Below are 25053 nucleotides of genomic sequence, written 5' to 3' on the forward strand. Positions count from 1 at the left end.
CCCCTTCCGGTAACGGAAAGGTCTTTGCTGGAGGCAAAAGTCCCTCCGGTAAAGCGTAGAACCTCATGTGTTTATGCAGATCTGAAAGAACTTCATTTACAAATGGAAATCTTAAAGGCAGCATAAATGCAGGCAGATATACAGCGGACTACCTGCAATGTGGGAACTTGCCATATCTGGCATGGAAAAATGCGCATAACTGCGCTGGCCTAAGTTACAGGCGTATCCGCCGATATTTAGTCTGACGCCTAAAGCGTCTGGAAGCACGCGACTTCAGTCGTGTGAGGATAAAGTTTTTAATTCACATTATAAAAAGGACACTTGAAAAATCAAGTGCCCCATTGTATAATCTACTTAGAAGATGATCGGAAGCCAGTTCCGGTTGCCCTCGGTATCATAATTATTAAGTGAAGAAGCTAAGCATCCAACTTTGGGCGGTGGGATGCTTATTTCTTTTTATGTTGGTCTATGTAAATCAATGCCGTAAAAATTACTAATAGTAAAGTAAGGACTTCCATTGTATTCATTGGGCATTTCCTCCTTTCATAAAACTGGAGGGCAAGGGTCGAAACTTCGCATCCGGATTCTGTTCGATTGTACCAATTCAGTATAATATGAACTGTAGAAAATCTCAAGTACGTCATGTTCTAACATTACGAATCTTAAATGACATAATGAATTTATTATAAAAAACACAGAGCAGTTAAGTAAAAACCTAACCACTCTGTGTTTTTTATTTTTATGGAGTTTTGTAACCGTTAGGATTATTTGGTAAACAGATCAACCAGATCCTGAGCATCTTCATAGCCCTGGGTTTTGAGTTCGTTTACGAACCATTCGTCTACACCGTCAACGGCTTCCTTGAAGGAAGCGATATCCATATCAGATTTCTCTGTGAATGTCACGCCGTTTTTGGATGTCCAGCGTTCTTTGATCTCGTTGTCGCTGGAACGGTTGATGTAACGTTCGTACTCAACTGCTTTCTGTCCACACTCGTCAACAACTGCCTGCTGTTCTGGTGTCAGGTCGTTGTAGATGTCTTCGTTGATGCAGAAGAACAGACAGTCATAAATCGCATCCCACATAGAGCAGTAAGGCTGAACTTCCTGAACGCTTGCTGCATCGATAGCCGGAAGTGGGTTTTCCTCACCTTCAACAGTGTTCTGCTGAAGAGCAGTGTAAGTCTCAGACCAGTTCATGTTAGTAGCATCAGCGCCCCATCTCTTGTAGCATTCCATCAGAAGGTTGGAACCGGCTACACGAACTTTGAGGTTCTTCATATCATCAAGAGTTTTTACTTCATGTTTGCTGTTAGTCAGCTCACGGAAACCGTTTTCTGCGATACCCATGCAGTGGAGTCCATATTCACCGAGGATTTCTTTCAGTTTTTCACCGGCTTCGCCGTCAAACTTCGCATCTGCATCATCATAAGAATCATAGATGAACGGAAGTGATACGACGTTGAAACGTGGGTCAAATGCGGAGTAGATCAGGTTGGAATGCATGGAGATCTGAACCGGGTCACCATTCATCAGGGCCTGGATACCTTCGGACTGGTTGCCGTTTGTCAGCTGGTCAGCAGCGTAAATGTTGACTTTGACTTTGCCGCCTGTAGCTTTTTCCATCAGTTCACCGAACTTACGTCCGCCGTCAGCCCAGGTACTTGTCTCAGTAGTGGAGCATGCAAAGTTCCAGGTTGTTTCCGGCCAGTCCAGATCACTGTAATCTTCCACTGTGTTGAAGGAATCCTTTGTGAAAAGATCAACCAGATCCTGGGCATCATCGTAGCCCTGGCTCTTCAGTTCGTTTACAAACCAGTCATCGATACCGTCAACTGCCTCTTTGAAGGAGTCGATATCCATGTCTTCTTTCTCTGTGATTGTTACACCGTTCTGGCTTGCCCAGCGTTCTTTGATCTCGTCATCTCCGGAACGGTTGATGTAACGCTCATATTCAACTGCTTTCTGTCCTGCTTCGTCAACAACTGCCTGCTGTTCAGGTGTAAGGCTGTCATAGATATTCTGATTGATACAGAAGAACAGACAGTCATAAATTGCATCCCACATGGAGCAGTAAGGCTGAACCTCCTGAACGCTTGCTGCGTCAATAGCAGGAAGTGGATTCTCCTGACCTTCTACCGTGTTCTGCTGAAGTGCTGTGTAGGTTTCGGACCAGTTCATGTTAGTGGCATCAGCGCCCCATCTCTTGTAGCATTCCATCAGAAGGTTGGAGCCTGCTACACGAACCTTCAGGTTCTTCATATCGTCTACAGATTTGATCTCATGTTTGCTGTTTGTGATTTCGCGGAAACCGTTTTCTGCGATACCCATGCAGTGGAGTCCGTACTCACCCAGGATTTCCTTCAGCTTCTCACCAGCTTCGCCGTCGAATTTCGCATCTGCATCATCGTAAGAATCATAGACGAATGGAAGAGAAACAACGTTGAAACGTGGGTCAAATGCAGAGTAGATCAGGTTGGAGTGCATGGAGATCTGAACCGGGTCCCCATTCATCAGAGCCTGAATACCTTCGGACTGGTTACCGTTTGTCAGCTGGTCAGCAGCGTAAATGTTGACTTTGACTTTGCCGCCTGTAGCTTTTTCCATCAGTTCACCGAACTTACGTCCGCCGTCAGCCCAGGTACTTGTCTCAGTAGTGGAGCATGCGAAGTTCCAGGTCATTTCCGGCCAGTCAAGGTCACTGTAATCTGCGATTGTGTCAAATGAGTTGTTGCCGTCTCCTGCGTCCTTGGAAGCTGTGTCTGAGGATGAGGATGACTGATCACCTGTATAGGATCCTTCTTTTGCAAGAGCCTTCGGAAGGAAGGTAGAGGTGATCGGGATGTATGTAACGATCAGAAGGACTGCAACGCAGGCTGCGATCATTGGCACAACTGCCTTTGAGATTTCCTGAAGAGTAACTTCCAGACCTTTTTTGATCTTGATACTGATTGCTACGAAGAGGTTTACACCTACAGGAGGAGTTACCTGTCCGATTGCAAGGTTTACAGTTGCCATAACACCGAATGCTACTACATCGTATCCCAGTGCTTTACATACAGGAAGCATGATCGGAACGAAGATGTACATAGCGGAGTTTGCATCGATGAAGCATCCTGCGATCAGGAAGATGATGTTTACGATCAGCAGGAATGTAAACTGGTTATGTGCGATGTTTCCAAGTAATGTGGAAGCTGCCTCTGCGATACCGAATTTAGTACATACAAAGGAAAACAATGATGCACTGGCAACGATGAGCATGATTCCACCGGTTGTCTTAGCAGAGTCTACCAGGATGTCAAACATATCGCGGATAGAAACTTCGCGGTAGATGACCATACCTACGAAAAGTCCGTATACAACGGATACGGCTGCGGCTTCGGTTGGTGTGAAGATACCGCCGTAGATACCGCCGAGGATGATGATCGGCATCAGGAATCCCCAGAAAGCATCTTTGAAAGCATCCCAGCGTTCTTTTCCGGTAGCTCTTTCTCTGGATGGTTTGATATTGTGTTTCTTTGCTTCGAGCATTACTACGATTACCAGTGCCACGCCCATAAGGAGTCCAGGTACGATACCTGCCATGAACATATCTGCGATGGATACGCCTGTGATGGATGCATATACAACGAAGGCGATACTTGGTGGGATGACAATGGCAATGGAGCTTGAGGTAGCCATCAATGCTGTGGAGAATGGTGCGGAGAAACCGCCTTGTTCTACCATGGCCGGGATCAGTACGGCACCAAGGGCTGCAACAGTTGCAGGGCCGGAACCGGAGATCGCACCGAAGAAGCAGGCTACGATAACACATACGATGGCGATACCGCCTTTTTTGTGGCCTACGCAGGTATCAACGAATTTGATCAGTCGTTTGGAGATACCGGCTTTTGCCATGATGTTTCCTGACAGCACGAAGAACGGGATTGCCAGGAGCAGGAATTTGCTGATTCCTGAGTACATGTTTGTTGCTACGATCGTCAGGGATGTACCGGAGTAGAGGATCGCGCATACGGAGGAAAGTCCGAGGCAGATTCCGATGGGCACACCCAGGATCAGGAATATGAAGAAGGAGATAAATAAGATTGCACTGATCATTTATTTGGCCTCCTTTTTGTCTGTTGTGATTGTGTTCATGTTACTTTTTGTGCTGTTGTCGGTATTTTTGGCACTGTCGGTTTTGCAGCAGAAGTCCAGACAGAATTCAATGAAGTGAAGGATCATGCATCCTGCACCGATGGGCACGAAGGACCAGAAGATCCATTCAGGCCAGTTTAATACGAAGGTTCTTTTTCCGTTCTGAAGCTGAGTGATTACCTTGTCCATTCCGTATTTGAAAAGGATGACGCTGAAGATGATGCTCAGGACCGTGATCAGGATTACGGACGGTTTCTTCAGTTTCTTTGGAAGGCGGTCTGTGACCAGTGTCAGGCTGACCAGTTCTCCTTCGCGGCAGGCCAGTGCGGCTGCCAGCAGGGTGATGAGTACGAACACCGCTACTACAAGTTCTTCTGTGAAGGACCAGGAACGGTGGATGACTTTACGGGAAAATACATTTCCCACAGTCAGCACCAGGATCAGCAGTGTGGAGATCACAAGAACGATCTTTTCTACTGCAGCCAGTGCGTTCATGATTTTTTTGTAGATTTTCATGCTCTCTACTCCTCTCAAAAATTTTTGCTGCTGTTTTTCGAAATGTAGGGCAGATTCATCTGTGGTGAATTCTGCTGTTTTCAAAAAGCAGAAGTAGTGTTTCGGTTTCAGATCGACAGCCTGGAAAAGAAAGTATGTCTCGTGTGTCAGGGCATTTTTGATATAAAAAAAGTCCGCCCCACGCAGGGACGGACATATAATATTCCGTAACCACCCTGTTTCACCTTTGAAACAAGTACGATTCTGCAACGTACCGATATACGCGGCTCCTGTAACGGGGGGCGGCCGGGGAAGCTTACTGTGAATATGGCAATATCTGTGATGGCTGTATTCAAGGGTTCGGCTTTCCTTCTCGGGGATGATATTCGAAACAGGTCTGTCGCTGCATTTCACCGGACTGCAGCTCTCTGGGGACAGGGGGACTGTTTTTACTGGTTCCCTTCGTTGAATTTATGCGTTATAGGTTTAGCTGTTTAAAAAGCTAAAGCAATTTTAACGCTGTTTGTTTTGAAAGTCAAGAGGTTTTTGTAAGTATTTGGGGGAAGTTTGTTGGTGTGGGGCGTACACAGCGTGATAAGGGATGCTGCTTCGCGCTGGCTATTGGCTGTGGTGGAAAAATGAGTTTGTTGGAAGAAATTGGGCGAAGCCAATTTCTTCTTGGGGTGGGTGCGTAGTGTGAGATTATTTTATAAGGGGAAAATTTATTTTAGAGATTAATTTTCGAATATCTTATGGATATATAAAATTGTTTTTAGATATGAGATGATATATACTTATGACATAAGTACATATAGTGATTGTGAAATATAATATTAGAAAGGGGAGAGTATAATTAGATGATTTTATTTTATGGAAGTAGAGAAATTGTCAGGTTTCCTGAGGTGAGAAGAGCGGTTTTTAATAAAGATTTTTATTTTGGTTTTTATTGTACTGTTTATAAGGAACAGGCGGAGCGGTGGGCGACCAGATATGGGAAAAAGGGATATGTGAACAGTTATGATTATATTCCGAATCCGGCATTGAAGTATTTGAAATTTGAGAAAATGACGGATGAATGGCTTGATTTTATTGTGGCGTGCAGAACGGGGAGAGCGCATACGTATGATATTGTAGAGGGACCTATGGCTGATGATACAATTTTTAATTATGTACAGGCTTTTGTGGATGGGAAAATAACAAGGGCTGCATTTTGGGAGCTTGTCAAATTTAATCATCCGACACATCAGATTAGTTTTCATACGATTTCTGCATTAGATACATTAACATTTATGGGAAGTGAGGAAGTTTATGGGAACAAAAAATAATAGTAATTTATTTTATACTTGTAGTTTAATCGAATATATCGGGCGTATTCGGAAACAGAAACGTTGCATGGTTCTGGATTTGATGGGGAGAGAAACATTGGAGAGGATTTATGACTATGCGGATGTTTTTCATTGTGAACCAATCGAGAAGGTTGCATCGGAATTTATAGAAGAATGTCAGATTCCAGAGGGGGAGTTTGATAATGTTGGAGACTGTAGGTATCGTATTCCGGATTATTGGACAATCGGTGAAGTTTACGAACGGGTGATTGAAGATTGTTATAAGGATCAGGAGATTATGGAAGGGGTATGGGAAGTGTATCATTCCTGGATAGATAAAAGTATATCAGACTATAATACAGATTTTTATTATCAGTCGCGTGATTATATTGCAGAATGTTATAAAGCTGGAGAGATACTGGAATAATGATAGTATGACCAAGTAAGTTTTCTGTTTTAATTGTAAAGAACAATAGGCAGAGAACTTATTTGCTTTGTTTATATGTTATTTTGTTTAAATATACTTTCGAAATACAAAGCATCATCAAGGGTGGTTTTCCATTGGTATTTTCTGAGGTCGGTTTTCCAGCCTTTGTCTGTGTGGATGATAGTTACGCCTTCGCTTTCGAGGAGGATTTTCTGTTGGTCGTAGGTTTCGAAAGATGCAAAGATGGACAGGGAGAATTCTGCGGTTGATTATATAGTGGAAAAGGCTTACAATTGTAGTTACATATAAGGGAAGAATATAAAAGGATATTGTTGGGAAAGGAAACTGGTCATATGGGAATTTATTTAAATAGTATGTCACCATATACGTTGTACAAAAGTGAAGTGAATAGTCCATACTTTGTAGATAAGTCGCAGATGCTGAAGGAATTGATTCCATTGGTGGAAGTTGGAAATCGTCATGTATGTGTAACGCGTCCCCGGAGATTTGGTAAAACAGTAATGGCAAATATGATCGGTGCTTTTTTCGGAAAAGATGTAGATGCCGATGATGTATTTGATTTCTTGAAGATTGCAGAATTCCCTGATTATAAAAATCATTTGAATCAGTATAATACGATTTATATAGATTTTAGTGTAGTTGATGATGAATGCACCAGTTATAAAGAATATATTGATGCCATAAAAGAGACTCTGAAGATAGATTTAAAGCAGAAATATTCTGAAATTACATTTCGAAGGGGAAGTTCGGTAAGAGAAGATCTGCAGAGGATTTTTGCAGAAAGAAATGAACGTTTTGTGTTTGTTTTTGATGAATGGGATTCGGTGTTTCATATGCCGTTTATTACAGAGAACGATAAGCAATCATATCTGCTGTTTTTGAAGGGACTGCTGAAGGATAAGCCGTATGTTGCGCTGGCATATATGACGGGAATATTGCCGATTGCAAAGTATTCCAGTGGTTCTGAATTGAATATGTTTGTAGAGTATACGATGGCTTCAGAATTTAGATTTGGAAATGCTTTTGGTTTTTCTGATGCAGAAGTTGATATGCTTTATAACAGATACAGCAAGATCAGAGAAGAGAGAAACGAAGTTATAAATATATCACGTGAAGGCTTGCGCGAATGGTATGATGGGTATTTTACAAAAGATGGAGAGAGAATGTATAATCCCAGGTCAGTTGTAATGGCTTTAGAGAATAATAATTTAAGTAGCTATTGGACAAGTTCTGGCCCTTATGATGAAATATTTTATTATGTGAGACATAATATTGCTGATGTGCGCAACGATCTTGCTGTTATGATAACAGAAGAGGGTGTGAAGGCAAAGATTCAGGAATATGCAGCTACTTCTATGAATCTGACGACCAGAGATGAAATTTTGTCTGCAATGGTAGTTTATGGTTTTTTGAGTTATTATAACGGAAAGGTATATATCCCTAATAAAGAATTGATGGATAAATTTGATGAGATGATCCAGAAGGAAGCTTCATTAGGATATGTATATAGATTGGCGAAAGAATCTGAGCGTATGCTTGAGGCCACACTTTATGGGGACACGGAAACAATGGAGACAATATTGTCTTATGTTCATAATACGGAAACACCAATACTTTCTTATAATAATGAAATTGAATTATCGGCAATTGTAAATCTTGCATATCTGGCAGCAAGGGACAGGTATCGTGTGGAGAGGGAAGATAAATCAGGGAAAGGATATGTTGATTTTATTTTTTATCCGGTAGATAAAACAGATACATGTATTATTCTGGAATTAAAAGTGAATCATACACCGGAAGAAGCTATTCAGCAGATTAAAGATAAAGAATATATTCTACGGTTCCTCGGTAAATTAGGAGAAGAACCTAAATATACTGGAGAAATTTTAGGCGTTGGAATTAGTTATAACAAAGAAACTAAGGTGCATAAATGTAAAATAGAAATTCTTAGAAATAGAATTTAATCAAAAGTCAGAGGGCGAGAAATCGCCCTCTCTTTTTTGCAGAGTTATTCCGCAAATCCCTGCTGTTCCATTTCACGTTCTACTTTAGTTTCATTTCCCTGATTTGCAGATGCAAACAGGTGGCGAAATACGAAGCGGCAGAATGGTCCGACAACCAGGATCTGCAGTGGGTAGGCCATGATGGAGTTCAGGCAGATGGTCTGGAGCCAGATGAAGATCAGGTTTGAAGTGATCCCTGAGGATTCGATGGTTCCGAGCAGGCTCATCAGTGGTACCATTGTGAAAAGTGTTATTATGCACAGAGTAGATAGTGACTATGTTAGTGAAAAGAATCGACGGTTACTCTTGACGAGCGGATAATTTTCTGCGTATATTGTAAAAAAATAAGATATTAAGTGACTGATAAGTCAGGTTAAAAAATAGTCTGATATAATGAGCGATAAAAAGCCACAAGGATTAGCAGAAAGGGGCAAAAAACTATGGATTTAAAGAACTATTCAACAGGGGTACAGCACATTGGAATTCCGACAAATGACATTGACAAAACAGTAGAATTTTATCACAAATTAGGGTTTGAAACAGCATTTGAGACTGTAAATGAGGAAGCGAATGAGAAGGTCGTTTTCCTGAAGCTTGGAACTCTGGTAGTGGAGACTTATGAGAACCATGCAGCGAAAATGGAGCATGGCGCGATCGATCATGTTGCACTTGATGTAAGAGACATTGAAGAGATTTTCCAGTATATCAATGAAGCTGGTTTAAATTCTACACAAGATACCATTCATTTCCTGCCATTCTGGGAGAAAGGAGTGAAGTTCTTTACAATTGAAGGACCGAATAAGGAGAAGGTGGAATTCAGTCAGTATCTGTAAGCAGAAAAGACATTGATACATAATAAAAAGGAAGCAAAATTATGACTGTTCGATTTTGCTTCCTTTTTTTGTCTGGATGTTAAATTGTCATATGAAATATGTATTTGAAAGATTTCAGATTTCTGATGATTAATCTTCTAATTTAATCTTCTCTTTCAAAACCACACAACCCGCCATATCACCGATAACGTTAACGCAGGTAGCTCCCATATCGCAGAGAGTATTGATACTGATATAAACACCCATAACACCTGCCGGCAGGCCTGCCATAGTGGCGAGTGCTGCGAAAGATGCGATGGCGCCGCCTGGGATTCCAGGGGTTCCGACTGACAGGAGTACGTTTGCCAGAAGGATTACGATCATCATGGAGATGCTTACGTTAATGCCACATGCGTTGGCGAAGAACATGATCATAAATGACATCAGGATAGATACGGCATCCATGTTTACGGTAGCGCCAAGAGGAATGGCGATACTTGTGATCTTGTTGGATACGCCCATTTCATCTTCCATACGCTGTTTGCTGATCGGAATAGTTGCTGAACTGGAGCAGGTTCCGAATGCGTTCAGAGCTGCAGGAAGCATTGCTTTGAAGAACTTCACCGGGCTTTCTTTTCCGATAAATTTCACGGAACCGCCGTAAACGATCAGGGCAAATCCGAAGAATGCCGCATATAGGATGATCAGCTGGGTTGCCAGTGAAATAATGGTTTCTGTACCGTTAGCTTCTACAACCGGAACGATCGTACAGAATACACCGATTGGTGTAAAGTACATAACTGTGCTGATTACTTTCAGACAGACTTCATTGCAGGAATCGATTACGTTCAGAAGTGCTTTGCCCTTTTCACCGATCGCGATGAGTGTGAATCCTACGATTACTGCAAATACAAGTACCTGAAGCATGTTTCCGTTTGCAAAAGCTGCAACCGGGTTTGACGGGATCAGGTTCTTGATAGTATCCAGGATACTGGTCATTTCTGTTGCCTGGATATCGGAAGTAGCCATTTCGAATTTGACACCTTCTCCAAGATGGATCAGTCGTGGAATGATCAGTCCTGCAAGACTGGCAAGAGCAGTTGTACACAGGAAGAAGATCATGGCACCGGCTGTAATTTTACCGGTTGTACGGGCATTACCGATACTGGAGATACCCATGATAATGGAACAGAAGACCAGTGGAAAGATCATCATGTTCAGGGCATTCATGTAAATGCTTCCGATCAGACTTGTAACAGTAAGAACCGGCTCGAATCTACCTGCCAGAAACAGTCCGGTAAAGATACCAAGGATCAGACCGATAAAGATAGCGGTGGTAATATGCTTCTTATACCACGAATAGAAAGTTTTCATTTGTTCCCTCCTTCATTTTCCTGATAAATATTCCAGATTCAGGAAAAAATAGCATGAGACTACTTTACCACAATAACGTGTGAATTACAATGACAGGTATTGAATCTGGCGGATTTTCTGTGATATTATGGACGATAAGAGGATAAATTGCATTTAATTGAATCAGGTAAGTTCTCTGTTTCAATTGCGAAGAGCAATAAGCAGGGGTGGGGCCTTTTATATAAGAGTTAAAAAAGTATCAAAAACCAGCAGACAGAAAGGAAAATTCAGATGAAACCAACCATTTTATTAATAAATTTCAAAGACCAGCAGAAACTCCGCAAATTAAAGATGGCGTTACTGCCATTCAAGATTCGTTTAAAAACAGTAGAGCCGCAGGACTACAGTCAGCCAGTTGGCTATCTGGCGGGAGTAAAGGAGATTTCAAGAGCCGAAATTCCAATTGCGCTGATCCCACAGGAGCAGATGGAAAAAGAAATGCTGGTCATTGCTGGGATCACAGGTAATTTATTTGACCAGGTACTCTTTACATTAAGGAAAGCAGGAACACCTGTGGATTACAAAGCGGTTCTGACAGAGCATAACCAGAACTGGAGCTGCATCCAGCTTTATAAAGAACTGGAGAAAGAACATCAGATGTATCATCCGGAAGCTGGAAAATAGTATTTACATCAAAGAGAACTATTTTGTGAAAAAAGCAGATTTTCCAGAGAGATAGCTTTGAGTGTGAATCAGAGAGATAGTTGTAATTGATGCTGGAAAATTGATTAAATCAAACGATATTTTAAGATTTGCGGTCAAAAGGAGAAATTGAAATTATGACACTAACACAAATGAATTACATCATTACAATATCAGAGACAGGTTCATTGAATAAAGCAGCAGAGGCATTATATATTTCTCAGCCATCCTTGACAAATGCAGTGAAGGAGCTGGAAAAGGAACTTGGCATTACAATATTCAACCGCAGCGGCCGCGGTGTAACTCTGACTAATGACGGAACCGAATTCCTGATGTATGCCCGTCAGATCTATGGTCAGTATGAAAGTGTTCTTGAGAAATATAGCGAGGGTGGTTCATATAAGAAAAAATTCGGTGTTTCCACTCAGCATTATTCCTTTGCTGTAAAGGCATTCGTGGATATGGCGCAGGAATTTGACATGTCAGAATATGAATTTGCCATCAGAGAGACAAAAACTGCAGACGTGATCAGCGATGTCAGTACTATGAAGAGCGAAGTTGGCGTACTTTACCTCAGTGATTTCAACCGCAAGGCGATACTGAAGCTTCTGCATTCCGCGAATCTGGAATTCCATCATCTTATAGACTGTCAGGCATATGTATATTTATGGAAGAATCATCCACTGGCAAAGGAAAAGTCTATCAGTTATGACCAATTGGAAAAATACCCATGTCTGTCATTTGAGCAGGGTGACAAGAGCAGCTTTTATCTGGCAGAAGAGATTCTGTCTACGAATGAATATTCCAGAACCGTCAAAGCTTCAGACCGTGCAACTATGCTGAATCTGATGGTAGGACTAAACGGTTATACCCTGTGTTCAGGAATTATCTGCGAAGAACTAAACGGCAGTGATTATCTTGCAATTCCATTTGAGGGAGACGAGCAAAACCAGAACAGCGATATGGAGATTGGCTATATTACAAGAAAAAACTCTATTCTCAGCAAGATGGGAAATATGTATGTATCTTCCCTGCAGAAATATCTGGAGCAGAATATTTGAGGGAAAAGTGTATGAATTTAAACTATATTTGTGAACAGATGGTGCGTATTTTGCACAGCAATATCACATGTATCAGTGAATCTGGCAGAATAGAGTTCTACTATGGAGATATGGCTGCGCAGTGCAATCCGTTATTTACAGATGGGGAGTTTCTAGCGTTTATTCATAAGTGTGAGATAAAAGAGTATCCGGAGCTTTGGAGCGAAAATGATACGATTCTTTATGCCGTTATTTCGTTAGAAACAACTGATAAAAACGGGGATGAGGACAAGAAACATACCAGAAAAATTGTAATAGGACCTGTCTGCACAGAGAAACATGTAAGAGATTCCGAACTTTATCTGGTAAGACAGCATCACATCAAAGATGCTACAGGATTTTGCCTGTCCTTCTGTGAACTTAAAGTATTCGGCACCGGCGTTCTGATGCTTTATCATATGATGACCGGAAAAGAATTGTCACTCAATGATCTGTGGCAGAAAAATGGAATTCAGGAGACAGATCTCAGAGAAGTAAAAGAGCGGGTTTCCAGCACGATTTTTGAGCGTCAGGAGCAGGAACTTCCGCATAATCCCTATGATCAGGAACTGCGTGAACGGGATAGTATCCGCCATGGAGATGTTGAAATGCTCAATCGCAGTCTGTCCGAAACGTACCGTGGGGAAGTTGGACTGCTTGCGAAAAATCAGATCAGGCAGGCGAAAAATATCGCCATCTGTGTCATTGCACTTGCATCCCGCGCAGCCATCAGCGGAGGGATGATACCGGAAGAGGCTTTTTCCATGGTAGACGGTTATATCATGAAAATTGAAGATATGAATAATGCCGTCAAAATTGACTCCATGATGCGCCAGGCAGAATATGAATTTGCGGAGCGTGTGGCGGAAATTCATAAGAATCAACAGAAAAATGAGCTGATCGAGTGGACGAAGAATTATATCTATCAGAATCTTCACAGTGAGATCATTATAGGTGAGATCGGGCAGAAAATAGGGGTAAACAGCAGCTATCTGTCAGATCTTTTTCACAGGGTTGAAGGAATGACCATTCAGCAGTATATCCGCAAAGAGAAAATACGCCTTGCTGAAAATATGTTGCGATATTCAGACTATGAAGTAAAAGAAATCGCCAGTTACCTGTCTTTCTGCTCCCAGAGTTATTTTGGAAATATCTTCCGCCAGCAGACAGGAATGACACCTGCAAAATACAGAAAAAAATATGGGAAATGGGAAAAGAAAAAAACGACCCGGAATCCAGAAAGATTTATATGATCACGGCAGTTATAGGAGCGGTGATCACAGTGTTTATGATCTTTAGATGGTTATAAAAAGGATAATGGATAAGAACAATAATAAATAAGAACTATAAGATACTCGTTGCAGACAGAGAATAAATCTGTTGCAGCGGGTATTTTGTATGTAATTGTCATAGACATAAAAATATGAAAGAAGAAGCAAAAAAACCAAGATAAATGATATTTACCTGAAATAAATGATAGAATAATCAGTGGATTTTTATTAATATGGTATCGAGTCAGGAATAAAATACTTTTTAAACCTGGTATTTAACCGAATCAAATAGCAAAGAGGATTGCGAATATCAGCTTGATTATGGGAATAACAGAGAAATCATTCAGAGATAAAACAGGAGGATATGATATATGAAGAAACTTCTCTACGGAGCAGCATATTACGATGAATATATGCCATATGACCGTCTGCAGCAGGACGTGGCAATGATGAAAAAAGCAGGGATCAATACAGTAAGAATCGCAGAATCCACATGGAGCACCTGCGAACCACAGGAAGGTGTATTTGATTTCTCTCATGTAGAACGTGTAATGGATGCAATGGAGGAAGCAGGGATCAATGTAATCATCGGAACTCCTACTTATGCGATTCCGACATGGATGGTGAAATCCCATCCGGATGTACTGGCAGAGACTGTCAAGGGCAGAGGAATCTATGGAGCACGTCAGATCATGGATATTACTCATCCGGTTTATCGTTTCTATGCAGAACGTGTGATACGTAAATTAATGGAATGTACCGCACACAGAAAATGTGTTATTGGTTTCCAGGTAGATAATGAAACCAAATATTATGGAACTGCCGGAAAAAATGTTCAGGAGAAGTTTGTAAAATATCTCAGAAAGAAATTCAACAACAATCTGGATGCAATGAATCATGAGTTTGGTCTGGATTATTGGAGTAACCGCATCAATGCATGGGAAGATTTCCCGGATGTAAGAGGAACTATCAATGGAAGCCTTGGTGCAGAATTTGAGAAGTTCCAGAGGACACTGGTAGATGAATTCCTGAGCTGGCAGGCAGATATCGTAAATGAATATCGCAGAGAAGATCAGTTTATCACACATAATTTTGACTTTGAATGGCGTGGATATTCCTTTGGCGTGCAGCCGGATGTAAACCATTATCATGCAGCAAAAGCTCTGACTGTAGCAGGTGTGGATATTTACCATCCGACACAGGATGACCTGACCGGTGCGGAAATCGCATTTGGTGGCGATATGACTCGTTCTTTAAAGAGAGATAACTATCTGGTTCTGGAAACAGAAGCACAGGGATATCCGGGATGGATTCCGTATAAAGGACAGCTCAGACTTCAGGCATACAGTCATCTGTCAAACGGTGCAAACAGTGTAATGTACTGGCATTGGCATTCCATCCATAATTCTTTCGAAACATACTGGAAAGGACTTCTCAGCCATGATATGCAGGAGAATGCGCCGTACCGTGAAGCCTGCATTGTTGGAAATGAATTTGCTAAACTTGGAAGTCATCTGGTAAATCTGAAAAAGAAAAATGATGTAGCAATCCTTGTGAGTAATGAGGCATTAACAGCGCTGAAATGGTTCGGAATCGAAGCAACCGCAGCCGGAAATAATGGAATTGGATACAACGATGTAGTTCGTTGGCTTTATGATACACTGTTTAAGATGAACATCGAATGCGACTTCGTATGGCCGGAATCCGACAATTTTGATGAGTACAAAGCAATCTTTGTTCCGGCACTCTACGCAGCACCGGATGAACTTCTGGAAAAACTGAAACAGTATACAGCAAACGGTGGTACATTGGTAGCAACATTCAAGACTGCATTTGCTAATGAAAATATTAAAGTAAGCCATGAAATGCAGCCACATATTCTGAGCAACTGTTTCGGTATTAACTATCAGCAGTTTACTTTCCCGAAGAATGTAGGCCTGTCCGGAAAGATTATCAATGTCAGAGAAGAAATTGTAGAAGAGGGATATAGAAAAGAAGCAGATATAAAAACGGCAGGTAAAATGGCTGAAAGCGAAAAGGCAGCGTCTAAAAAAGCCGAAGCCAAAATATTCATGGAATTATTAATGCCGCAGGAAGCAGAAGTACTTGCATCCTATGACCATTATAATTGGAAAGAATACGCAGCAATCACTAAGAACCATTATGGAAAGGGAACTGCCATCTACATTGGCTGCATGACAGATGACAACACCTTAAAGGCAGTGATCACAGAAGCACTTAACAGCGCAGAAGCAGAAATCCCGGAATACAACTGGCCGGTGATCGTAAGAAAAGGAACCAATGATCTGGGTAAATGTGTCAGATATATTCTGAACTACTCCGCAGAAGAGCAGAAAGTGGTATATCATGGCACAGACGGAACAGAACTGTTCTCAGGAGATGCGGTACAGGACGGCGAAACAATTATAGTTTCACCATGGAATGTCAAGATTGTAGAAGAAGCATAATTATAGAAGCTATTTGATTGTTACTGTTTACAAGTAATATTCTGTGAGACATTTGGGAATCGAAGATTGAAGAGAACCCATGACATGAAGTCTGTATGCAGGTGTTGCAGTTGGTTCTGTAGATACTTCCTATGCAGTTACCAAGAACTGCAAGAATGTAGATGCAGCAGTTGCTCTGTTAAAATTCTTACGCGCAAGTATTAAGCGTGAGGATTATTACACAGTTAAGCAGGAGATGGACGTTGTAGACAACTACCTGTTTATCCAGAAATACAGATTTGGGGACAAAATAGAGATCAGGCATGATATTCCTGAAGAAGTACTGGATTTCTATATTCCAAGTTTTATTATCCAGCCTGTCATAGAGAACAGTATTGTACACGGACTGGAAGAACAGATAGAAAAGGGAATTCTGTGGATTGATATTAAATTGTGCGAAGAAAAATATCTGCAGTTTACTCTGAAAGATAATGGAAAAGGAATGGATGAGGAACAGTTGCAGCAAGTCATTCTGAATTACAGTGATAAGAGTAAAAAGAGCAAAAAGAGCAGTATTGGACTGAGCAATGTATATAGAAGGTTAAATTTGTTATATGGCCCGGCCTGTGAGTTTCATATCACAAGTGCATTGGGAAAAGGAACAGAAGTATCATTCAGGACACCTGTTATGAAGGTTCCTGAGAATAACAAGTTGGGTAAACTTTAACATTGGGTGGAGGACAAAAAATAATGAATGCAAAACAAAACTACAAATGGAATGAATTGACAATGGGCACCTGCTATTATCCGGAGCACTGGGATAAGAAACTCTGGGCGGATGATCTTGACAGGATGAAGAAAGCTGGTATTTCCGTAATTCGTATTGCAGAGTTTGCATGGAGTAAAGTGGAGCCGGAAGAAGGCGTGTTTACTTATGATTACTTTGATGAATTTCTGGATCTTTGCAGCGAAAAAGAAATGAAAGTAATCTTCGGAACACCGACAGCAACTCCTCCGGCATGGCTGACAGAGAAATATCCGGAAGTATTAAATGCATCAAAAGACGGTGTGCTTCTCAGACATGGCGGAAGACGTCATTATAATTATAATTCACCGGTTTATCAGAGACTCTGTGCCAGAATTGTAGAGAGAGAAGCTGCTCATTATGCGAAACATCCGGCAATCGTAGGATGGCAGATCGATAATGAGATTAACTGTGAAGTCAATGAATTCTATTCAGAGGCAGATTCTGTAGCATTCCGTGAATATCTGAGAAATCAGTACGGAATTCTGGAGAAATTAAACGAAGCGTGGGGAACCGTGTTCTGGAATCAGACTTATACAGAGTGGGATCAGATCTATGTTCTGCGTCCGGTTGTGAATCAGGCGATCAATCCACATCAGCATCTGGATTACATCAGATTCATTTCTGCAAGTGCCCGTCATTTCTGCAAGATGCAGGCAGAAATCATCAGAAAATATATGAAACCGGGAGATTATATTACAACAAACGGTAAATTCTGGAATCTTGATAATCACAAGATGGAGAAAGAATCTCTGGATGTTTACTGCTATGATTCTTATCCGGATTTTGCATACGGACTGGATCGTGACCCGTTACACAGTGAGGATCTGAATGACCGTAAGTGGTCCCAGAATCTGACAGAAGTACGTTCCATCTGCCCGCATTTCGGAATTATGGAACAGCAGTCCGGCGGTAATGGATGGACGACCAGAATGGAAGCGCCGTCACCACGTCCGGGGCAGTTAACTCTCTGGGCAATGCAGAGTGTTGCTCATGGTGCAGATTATATTTCCTTCTTCCGTTGGAGAACCTGTACATTCGGTACAGAAATCTACTGGCATGGCATTCTGGATTATGATAATCGCGAGAATCGTAAATACAGAGAAGTTCAGGATTTCTATAAGAAATTAAAAGCAATTGACGGAGTATGCAATTCCGAATATAAAGCAGCATTTGCAGTGGTTAAAGATTATGATAATGAATGGGATACTTCTGTAGATGCATGGCACAACAGAGTGGCAGCTGCAAGTGACCAGGGAATCTTTAAAGCTGCTCAGCTGACACATACACCATATGATGTAGTGTATCTGCAGGAAGACAGTGAACTTGCAGACCTGACCAAATATCCGGTACTGATCTATGCACATCCGGTACTGATCAGTGAAGAACGTGTCAAACTCCTGAAAGAGTATGTAGAACAGGGTGGAACTCTGGTGATCGGATGCCGCTCCGGATACAAAGATATGAACGGCAAATGCGTGATGCTTCCACAGCCGGGCTTACTGGCAGAACTGACAGGTACAGATGTACGTGACTTTACATTTACCAGCCCTGCAGAAGCTCCTGTCTTTGCAGAGTTTGGTGGTAAGAAAATTCCGATGCCTGTATTTAATGACATTATCACACCACTGGAAGGCACCAAAACACTTGCTGTTTATGGAAACAATTATTATGAAGGAACACCTGCTCTTACCTGCCATGCTATTGGAAAAGGTCAGGTACTTCATCTGGGTGCAACCTTTAACAGAGAGAATACAGAGGCTCTGTTTGATTATCTGAAGATTAAAGATCCATTTAAAGATTATATTGATGCGCCAGAAACAGCAGAAGTGATCATGCGTGAGAAAGATGGTCAGAAATATCTCTTTGTATTAAACTATGAGTCTGAAAAGATCGAATATACACTTTGGAAACCGATGCTGGCACTTTACGATAACTCCGAAGCATCAGGCAACTGCACACTTCCGGCATTTGGAACAGCTGTATATAGAATACTTGAGTAAGATCTGAATTCTCATAATATATTTATTCGCTTCTGGTAAGAAGACTCCCACTTTTAAGGTGGGAGATGAATTGCATCTGGTATTATATAGTAAGAAAAGATAACTTTTAAATAATACAGGATGCCGCCCGATTATCTATTTGATGGTCTGGCGGCATCCCTTTTGTTTGTGTACGGTTATTTCTCATTCTCCAAGCAACTTCACATATCTTGGCTCATGGTGCACTGCCGGGAGAAAGATTTTTAATATATCGTCTGTCTTTATGCAGAGACTGGAGGTATTGATGCATGGATGACATCCAAGATAAGGATGCGCTAGCAGATCTTCGTCGATCAAAAGCTGCACTTTGTTTTCTTTATCATTCATCAATCCCATAACACTTACGGATCCCGGAGTAATATCGAGGAGTTCTTCCATATGTGTCTCATTTGCAAAAGAAAGACGTGCAGTATTAATCTGAGAGGAGAGCTCTTTTGTCTTAAATTTCTTATCGCCTGGCATCAACAGAAGATAGAAGTCTGTTTCCTGCCTGTTACAGAGAAACAGGTTCTTACACATATGTGTTCCCATCAGTTTGTCAATATCCTGGCAGGCTTCAATTGTCATTGCTGGTTCATGGTCTACTCTCTGATAAGAAATCCCAAGAGAATCCAGCAGATCATAAACGCGGATTTCTTTTTCTAATCGTCCGGCCTCATCAGCAGGACGTCCATTTAATAATTCCATTTTGCTATTCCTTTCGTTAAATATTCGTAGCTATAGAAATCCTCTAAAATAATGCATCTTAATCCAGCCCATCAGAGTGTGAAATTCTGCTGAACTGTCTTAAATGCATTATTTTAGAGAATTGCTGTAAATCTGTGGAAATTGTAGCATAGTAATGTCAAAAAGACAATATAGTCAGGGATATCCAAAACTTCTGCTATGACTATCTTCGTAAGTGAAAAGGTGTAAAAAAATTAAAAATAGTCCACCTTTTTGGAAATTTACTATCTATCAATTGCTTAAATCTGATGATAAAATTGAGTCATCAAATAAAACAAACGGCCGTTTTAAAAGAGAATTTCTAGGTGATTTTACAGGAAAAATATCTGATTTTCTTGACAGTAAGTGACAAAAGGTGTCAAATATAAACTATAGTACAAAAAACAGGTATGAGGGAGGAAAGATGAAACGTTGTAGTAATTGTGGAAAAGAAATTCAAGGAGATGCAGTTTACTGTCCGAATTGCGGAGCAGTGCAGAGAGAGGAGAGTGGGAAGAAAGAGCGGAGAAGTAATGTGATAAGGAGCAATGTGCAGAATGAAAAGCAGAGCAGTATTTTATTGAAAGTATTTGGCTGTGTTTTTGGAGTTCTGTATGCGTATGAAGCGGTGGTCCAGTTTGGAAGATTGTTAACATTCAGTTTTCTCAGATTTGATGATATTTTATATGCATTCTTCAGGCTAGTGACAAGTGGATGGAGTGCATCCATTTTATTTCTTATAGCATTTAAATGCCGGAAGAGATATGGCTTGCAACTATTATATGCATTATCTGGCAGTGCTGTTTTGAGATATGTATTTTATTGTGTGAGTATATTGAAGACATATCTCTTTTATGGAATATGGGGAAGTTATGTGAGCAGGTTTTTGGCAGGTCAGCTTCTGATTAATACGGTAGAGACATTGCTGGCTGTACTGGGCGGCTATTTCATTATGAAGAAGGAAGATATGCTGGATATATCCAGAAATACAGAAGTAAAAGATCGTATCCGCAAAATTCCGGAAGCGTTGAATATTCTGTTTTCGGAAGTAGAAAAAGATGTGAATCGTCTGATAAAGAACACAGAAAACAGACAGCGCAGCGCGGCAGTACCTTCAGGAGCTGCAGCGAATAATGCGCGAAACAAAAATGCAGAACCGTGGATACCGCCTATAATAACGTTCTGTAAGGTCAAAAAACTTACGTTGGTGTTAAAAAGTCCGGTATTTCTGGTCTTTGGAATCTTATATACGATTAATCTTGTATATGAGATTTTTTCCGGATTTTCAATTCTAAAACTGGTAACCAGTCTGTTTTCGATTTTGATCTGTATTGCCATTTGGATGATATATAGCAGTAGCATAAACGGCAAATTGGATAGTTCGGGACTGGCAATTGTAAATGGGATTATGATATTCAGAGCTGTAATGTGGGTCATTGGCGGTGTACTTCTGATGATTCTGGCAGTTATTGCAACTGTGATCGCAGCCAATATTGCAGATACAGCAACGGTAGTATCTGTATTGGTATTTGCGATGATATTATTGGGAGTATTTCTAAATTTCGCTTACTGGTATTCTCTGCATAAGACTTTCAGTGGTATGAAATCTATTGCGACTGGGCACACTGGCGAAGTCACAGTCGGAATTTATCCGATGTTTGTTCTGGTGCTGGATGTGATTAAGAATATCGGAATGTTTATCCTGACTGTAATGGTGGGAGTTGCTCTTCCGAGCTTTCTGTATGGATATGTACAGTCGTTTGGCATGTCATTGGGAGAATTGACGAATGAATTAGGACTTGGTTATAGCGTTGGTTCCGGGCTGACAGATTCGGTCTTACAGTCGATCCTGGGACCGGCAATGCAGATACTTCACAGATCTCTGTGGAGCTATCTTATCATTTTGGTTCAAATAGCAATTTCAGTTCTGGAAATTGTGCTTCTGGTAAAGATTCGTTCTTACGAAGACATATACGTAGAAGAGGAGGAATATTCATAAAACTTGATATAGATCAAGGAATTAAAATGACAGAAAACGAAGAAATCTGTATAATAAACATTAGTATATATCTCTAAAACAGCTGTTCAATTATGAGCAAGTAGAAGTAGCGAAGATGATTGCAAATATTTGCTTAACTGTAGAAACAGGTTGAGAGAATAAATACTTTTATTCATCTGAGATAAGCTGTATTCTGTAAGATTTGTATACAATGTACCAAGTGAGAGAAAAGTGAGGGAGGAAACATGAAGAAATGCAGTAATTGTGGAAAAGAAATTCTGGGAAAAGCTGTATGCTGTCCATATTGCGGAGCGCAGCAGAAAATAGAAGAACATGCAGAAAACAATACGGAGAATGTAAAGAAAATCAGGTATTGTACAGGCTGTGGAGAGAAACTGGAAGAGGATTATGGATTCTGTCCGACCTGTGGAAAGCCAATCAATAACAGATATTCAAAACAAAAGACAGAAACAGGATCAGGCAATTTTCAGAATGGTGACAGAACGGGAGCCGATAAAAACAGCGGAAATACTGGCAGCAAACCGGAATCCGGCAGGAGTAGTGGAACCAGTGCTGCAGGTATGGCAGAGGATATTCGTGAGAAAATAAGGAGCACTTCTGCTAAATATCCTCAAGGATGGTTGAAAGTTTTCAGTATTGTATTTGGAATTCTGTATGGTTATTGGACATTGACTTATTTTCCATATCTTAATTATTACATGGCTGCAGATAAGGCGTGGGGATTCTTTATGATTCTTGCATGTGCGTGGAGCTGTGCAGCATTCTTTATTATCGCATTCAAATGCCAGAAACAGTATGGTCTGCAGCTAGCATATCTGGTATTTGGAGGTGCAATCTTAAAGAGTATTCTGCATCTGATCAGTATCCAGAGACTTGCAGCATATCAGTACTGGGAGAGTTCTTTTAGTAATTATTGGCCTATTATATTTGCACTTCTGATTGCTTTTGCATGCTATTATCTGATGAAAAAAGAAGACATGTTGGAAGTACCGGAAGGCGTGACATTTATGGAGAATGTAAAGCGAATTCCTGATGTATTACGTTTTATTTTTTCTAAAGATGGAACTGTGAAAATGGGAGAGAACTCTGTACATAAGGATACAAATAAAGCAGAGAGACCGCATAAAGATCCGGTAAAACCAGGTTCGGAAGCGGAGAAAGTTGTATTTGTTATAAATAATTCTGTATTCCTTATCTTTGGCATTCTTTATACTGTGAACCTTGTATGTAACGTATTTTATTCTTTTTCTTTTTTCAAATTGCTGACCAGTCTGTTTACCATTCTTACATGTGTTGCAATCTGGATTATCTACAGCAACGGAAGAAAGGGAGTTCTGGATGCGACAGGCTTTTCGATGATCTGTGGTATTAATACTTTCAGACTGGGAGTGAGAGTGCTCATCAGTGTGCTCATATTGATCGGTGCGATCAGTGCAGAACTGGGAGCTGGAATATATTTTCTGATCTTTATCATTGCATTGCTTGATCTTGGCTACTGGTATTCCATTGGAAATACATTCAGCAGCATGAAAGCGAATGCCAAAGGACAGATGGTTGAAGTGACTGCCGGGATTTATCCGATCATTATTCTCTGCATTAATACGGTGATCAAACTTGGAATCCTTGGATGGGCAAGTTTCTTGCAGTCAACTGCAAACGGAATTACCAGTACGCTGAATCAGTATGGAAACACTACTTCCTCATTGTTTGGAGAATTGTCTTCTTATCTTGGATTTGGATATGGATACGGCTATAGTCAGTCTTCCTCTATTGTACAGGCATTTCTGAATCCGATCATTGAGTGGATCCAGAATACACTTGGATTTAGTGGTCAGAGCTTCATAATTATGCTGATCGCGGTTGCACTTCCAGTTCTGGAGATTATTCTTCTTGTAAGAGTACGTTCCTATATGAATGCAAGAAATTAACGAAATCGGGAGGATGAGAAGATGATCTGCAGAAAATGTGGAGCAGATAATAAGGACACCAATTCATTCTGTGTGGAATGTGGTGCACCGATTATGCATGAAAAAGAAAATTCCCGGGCATCTAAACCGATAGGAGTGCTGGCATATCTTGGTTATGAAATTTTGTTTATAATTCCTGTAGTTGGTTTGGTCAGTCTGCTGTACCTGGCATTGGGAGGAACAGAGAATAAGAATCTGAGAAATTTTGCAGGATTCTGGTTATGCAAAATATTTATATTTATTGTAATAGTAGCGGTATTGTTTCTGACGGGAGTAGTATCGATTGATGATCTGCTATACTTATGATATGGACATTTACTTGTAGAAAGGCAGTATGTGGAAAGATGAGGTTTTCATATAATTATAAGAACGGAAAAGAAGAAATTATTTGCTATTCCTCTATGAATGATTTTGATGGAATAAGCTATGGAATCATGCAGGATGAGCGGGAATTATTTCTTCCTGTAGAAGTCAGCGAAGAAGCCGGGAAATATGTATTTACATATAACATGTTGGGTATGGTGAATCTTCGTGCATGGATGAATGATGCATCCAGAAGTGAACAGCGCGAAATGAAACAGGAAATTGCGGAGATGCAGAGGAAACTTTTTCATATGGGAATTCTGGAGAATCAGCTGATCACAGAGGAGAGGTACATGTATGTGGATGAGCAGACAGCGCATATAAGATTTATCTGTGTACCGGCAACTATGGAAAAGAGAATAGAGACTCCACCGGCACCAGCATCATCGGTACCGCCAGTATCTCCCATTCCTCCAATTCCATCCATACCGCCGGTTCCAACAGAAGATATTCCGGATACCGGGTATGATTTCGGTTCGGAAGGTCTTAAATATCCGGGATTTCTTCAGGAACCTGACGGAAATGAAAAAAAAGAGGAGCAGGCAGAGGAAGCGCCATCAGACGAGAATGGAACAATACTTGATGAAACTTTCAGGGAAAAAGCCTATGGCAACGAAAATATTACTTATGGGGAGCCTTCAGGTTGGATTGATACAATTTCGGAGCCGATAACTACAGAAATTTCTGATGATTCGGATGACATAGATATAACGATTCCTTTGAAAGAGGAACCGGATGAAGGAGAAGAGGAAACAGTTCTTCTGGTACCGAAGTTTAAGATTGATGCGTCTCTGTACAGAAACAATACGGGCGAGATTTTTCAGATCAATAAAGAGAGAAGTGTGATTGGAAAAAGTGAAACCAGAGCGGATATTGTGATCAGAGATAATAAAACGGTCAGCAGAGCGCATTGTATCATAAGTGTGGAAGACAGAGAGTATTATCTGGAAGATAATAATTCTCTGAATGGTACTTATCTGGAGGATAAAAAACTACAGTCTGATGAAAAAGTAAGGATTCAGGACGGAAGCAGAGTCCGTCTGTCAGATGAGGAATTTATTTTTCATATTAACGAATGAT

The 25053-nt window shown here is 40.8% G+C and carries 19 protein-coding genes; 14 read left to right on the forward strand and 5 right to left on the reverse strand.

From position 1 onward, the window contains the following. Positions 1-764 precede the first annotated feature (764 nt). Positions 765-4097: a TRAP transporter large permease subunit gene (locus tag KQI87_RS00770; RefSeq protein ID WP_216458478.1), complete on the reverse strand. Its 3333-nt coding sequence runs from the start codon at positions 4095-4097 to the stop codon at positions 765-767. Then, a complete protein-coding gene (locus tag KQI87_RS00775) occupies positions 4098-4652 on the reverse strand; it encodes a TRAP transporter small permease (RefSeq protein WP_008705255.1) in 555 nt (184 codons plus the stop codon). An 836-nt stretch (positions 4653-5488) separates the two neighbouring features. Between KQI87_RS00775 and KQI87_RS00780 the strand changes: the two genes are divergently transcribed. From KQI87_RS00780 to KQI87_RS00790, 3 genes are all read left to right on the forward strand, one after another. Beyond that, a complete protein-coding gene (locus KQI87_RS00780; protein ID WP_216458479.1) occupies positions 5489-5956 on the forward strand; it encodes a DUF3990 domain-containing protein in 468 nt (155 codons plus the stop codon). Beyond that, positions 5940-6383 (forward strand): hypothetical protein, encoded by a 444-nt coding sequence (locus KQI87_RS00785; protein ID WP_216458480.1) that lies wholly within the window; start codon positions 5940-5942, stop codon positions 6381-6383. The genes KQI87_RS00780 and KQI87_RS00785 overlap by 17 nt, the downstream gene beginning before the upstream one ends. Positions 6384-6736: 353 nt before the next feature. After that, positions 6737-8368, forward strand: a complete 1632-nt coding sequence (locus tag KQI87_RS00790) for an AAA family ATPase (RefSeq protein ID WP_216458481.1) — start codon at positions 6737-6739, stop codon at positions 8366-8368. A 44-nt stretch (positions 8369-8412) separates the two neighbouring features. Here KQI87_RS00790 and KQI87_RS00795 read toward each other — a convergent pair whose 3' ends face one another. Beyond that, positions 8413-8646, reverse strand: coding sequence for a DUF2798 domain-containing protein (locus KQI87_RS00795; RefSeq protein ID WP_216458482.1), 234 nt, complete (start codon positions 8644-8646; stop codon positions 8413-8415). A 201-nt stretch (positions 8647-8847) separates the two neighbouring features. On the opposite strand from KQI87_RS00795, the gene KQI87_RS00800 reads away from it, so the two are divergent. Then, a complete protein-coding gene (locus KQI87_RS00800) occupies positions 8848-9240 on the forward strand; it encodes a VOC family protein (RefSeq protein ID WP_216458483.1) in 393 nt (130 codons plus the stop codon). A gap of 129 nt (positions 9241-9369) precedes the next feature. Here KQI87_RS00800 and KQI87_RS00805 read toward each other — a convergent pair whose 3' ends face one another. After that, positions 9370-10593, reverse strand: coding sequence for a dicarboxylate/amino acid:cation symporter (locus KQI87_RS00805; protein WP_216458484.1), 1224 nt, complete (start codon positions 10591-10593; stop codon positions 9370-9372). Positions 10594-10863: 270 nt separating this feature from the next. Here KQI87_RS00805 and KQI87_RS00810 point away from each other — a divergent pair, with 270 nt between their 5' ends. The 6 genes from KQI87_RS00810 to KQI87_RS00835 all read left to right on the forward strand — a co-directional run bounded on the left by KQI87_RS00810 (position 10864) and on the right by KQI87_RS00835 (position 18879). Continuing rightward, the gene (locus KQI87_RS00810; RefSeq protein WP_216458485.1) at positions 10864-11256 is read left to right on the forward strand and encodes a DUF3783 domain-containing protein; all 393 of its coding nucleotides are present in this window, start codon (positions 10864-10866) and stop codon (positions 11254-11256) included. Positions 11257-11411: 155 nt separating this feature from the next. Beyond that, positions 11412-12335 (forward strand): LysR family transcriptional regulator, encoded by a 924-nt coding sequence (locus KQI87_RS00815; protein ID WP_216458486.1) that lies wholly within the window; start codon positions 11412-11414, stop codon positions 12333-12335. Between the two features lie 11 nt (positions 12336-12346). Further along, positions 12347-13606 (forward strand): helix-turn-helix domain-containing protein, encoded by a 1260-nt coding sequence (locus tag KQI87_RS00820; RefSeq protein ID WP_216458487.1) that lies wholly within the window; start codon positions 12347-12349, stop codon positions 13604-13606. Positions 13607-13995: 389 nt separating this feature from the next. Beyond that, a complete protein-coding gene (locus KQI87_RS00825; RefSeq protein ID WP_216458488.1) occupies positions 13996-16092 on the forward strand; it encodes a beta-galactosidase in 2097 nt (698 codons plus the stop codon). A gap of 91 nt (positions 16093-16183) precedes the next feature. Then, positions 16184-16798, forward strand: a complete 615-nt coding sequence (locus KQI87_RS00830; protein WP_256444776.1) for a sensor histidine kinase — start codon at positions 16184-16186, stop codon at positions 16796-16798. A gap of 23 nt (positions 16799-16821) precedes the next feature. After that, the gene (locus KQI87_RS00835; RefSeq protein WP_253292308.1) at positions 16822-18879 is read left to right on the forward strand and encodes a beta-galactosidase; all 2058 of its coding nucleotides are present in this window, start codon (positions 16822-16824) and stop codon (positions 18877-18879) included. A gap of 183 nt (positions 18880-19062) precedes the next feature. On the opposite strand, the gene KQI87_RS00840 is transcribed toward KQI87_RS00835, so the two are convergent. Beyond that, a complete protein-coding gene (locus KQI87_RS00840) occupies positions 19063-19605 on the reverse strand; it encodes a prolyl-tRNA synthetase associated domain-containing protein (RefSeq protein ID WP_216458490.1) in 543 nt (180 codons plus the stop codon). A 442-nt stretch (positions 19606-20047) separates the two neighbouring features. Between KQI87_RS00840 and KQI87_RS00845 the strand changes: the two genes are divergently transcribed. From KQI87_RS00845 to KQI87_RS00860, 4 genes are all read left to right on the forward strand, one after another. Next, positions 20048-21622, forward strand: coding sequence for a zinc ribbon domain-containing protein (locus KQI87_RS00845; protein ID WP_216458491.1), 1575 nt, complete (start codon positions 20048-20050; stop codon positions 21620-21622). A 245-nt stretch (positions 21623-21867) separates the two neighbouring features. Continuing rightward, positions 21868-23571 (forward strand): zinc ribbon domain-containing protein, encoded by a 1704-nt coding sequence (locus KQI87_RS00850; RefSeq protein WP_216458492.1) that lies wholly within the window; start codon positions 21868-21870, stop codon positions 23569-23571. Positions 23572-23592: 21 nt separating this feature from the next. Beyond that, a complete protein-coding gene (locus KQI87_RS00855) occupies positions 23593-23916 on the forward strand; it encodes a zinc-ribbon domain-containing protein (protein ID WP_216458493.1) in 324 nt (107 codons plus the stop codon). Between the two features lie 38 nt (positions 23917-23954). After that, a complete protein-coding gene (locus tag KQI87_RS00860) occupies positions 23955-25052 on the forward strand; it encodes an FHA domain-containing protein (protein WP_216458494.1) in 1098 nt (365 codons plus the stop codon). Position 25053 lies beyond the last annotated feature (1 nt).

Origin of the sequence: Blautia sp. MSJ-9, from assembly GCF_018919065.1 — a bacterium.
Classification (GTDB): domain Bacteria; phylum Bacillota; class Clostridia; order Lachnospirales; family Lachnospiraceae; genus Blautia_A.

Coding starts and splice junctions, on each gene's coding strand:
- KQI87_RS00770 (WP_216458478.1), bottom strand. CDS start 4,097: ATGATCAGTGCAATCTTATTTATCTCCTTCTTCATATTCCTGATCCTG.
- KQI87_RS00775 (WP_008705255.1), bottom strand. CDS start 4,652: ATGAAAATCTACAAAAAAATCATGAACGCACTGGCTGCAGTAGAAAAG.
- KQI87_RS00780 (WP_216458479.1), top strand. CDS start 5,489: ATGATTTTATTTTATGGAAGTAGAGAAATTGTCAGGTTTCCTGAGGTG.
- KQI87_RS00785 (WP_216458480.1), top strand. CDS start 5,940: ATGGGAACAAAAAATAATAGTAATTTATTTTATACTTGTAGTTTAATC.
- KQI87_RS00790 (WP_216458481.1), top strand. CDS start 6,737: ATGGGAATTTATTTAAATAGTATGTCACCATATACGTTGTACAAAAGT.
- KQI87_RS00795 (WP_216458482.1), bottom strand. CDS start 8,646: ATGGTACCACTGATGAGCCTGCTCGGAACCATCGAATCCTCAGGGATC.
- KQI87_RS00800 (WP_216458483.1), top strand. CDS start 8,848: ATGGATTTAAAGAACTATTCAACAGGGGTACAGCACATTGGAATTCCG.
- KQI87_RS00805 (WP_216458484.1), bottom strand. CDS start 10,593: ATGAAAACTTTCTATTCGTGGTATAAGAAGCATATTACCACCGCTATC.
- KQI87_RS00810 (WP_216458485.1), top strand. CDS start 10,864: ATGAAACCAACCATTTTATTAATAAATTTCAAAGACCAGCAGAAACTC.
- KQI87_RS00815 (WP_216458486.1), top strand. CDS start 11,412: ATGACACTAACACAAATGAATTACATCATTACAATATCAGAGACAGGT.
- KQI87_RS00820 (WP_216458487.1), top strand. CDS start 12,347: ATGAATTTAAACTATATTTGTGAACAGATGGTGCGTATTTTGCACAGC.
- KQI87_RS00825 (WP_216458488.1), top strand. CDS start 13,996: ATGAAGAAACTTCTCTACGGAGCAGCATATTACGATGAATATATGCCA.
- KQI87_RS00835 (WP_253292308.1), top strand. CDS start 16,822: ATGAATGCAAAACAAAACTACAAATGGAATGAATTGACAATGGGCACC.
- KQI87_RS00840 (WP_216458490.1), bottom strand. CDS start 19,605: ATGGAATTATTAAATGGACGTCCTGCTGATGAGGCCGGACGATTAGAA.
- KQI87_RS00845 (WP_216458491.1), top strand. CDS start 20,048: ATGAAACGTTGTAGTAATTGTGGAAAAGAAATTCAAGGAGATGCAGTT.
- KQI87_RS00850 (WP_216458492.1), top strand. CDS start 21,868: ATGAAGAAATGCAGTAATTGTGGAAAAGAAATTCTGGGAAAAGCTGTA.
- KQI87_RS00855 (WP_216458493.1), top strand. CDS start 23,593: ATGATCTGCAGAAAATGTGGAGCAGATAATAAGGACACCAATTCATTC.
- KQI87_RS00860 (WP_216458494.1), top strand. CDS start 23,955: ATGAGGTTTTCATATAATTATAAGAACGGAAAAGAAGAAATTATTTGC.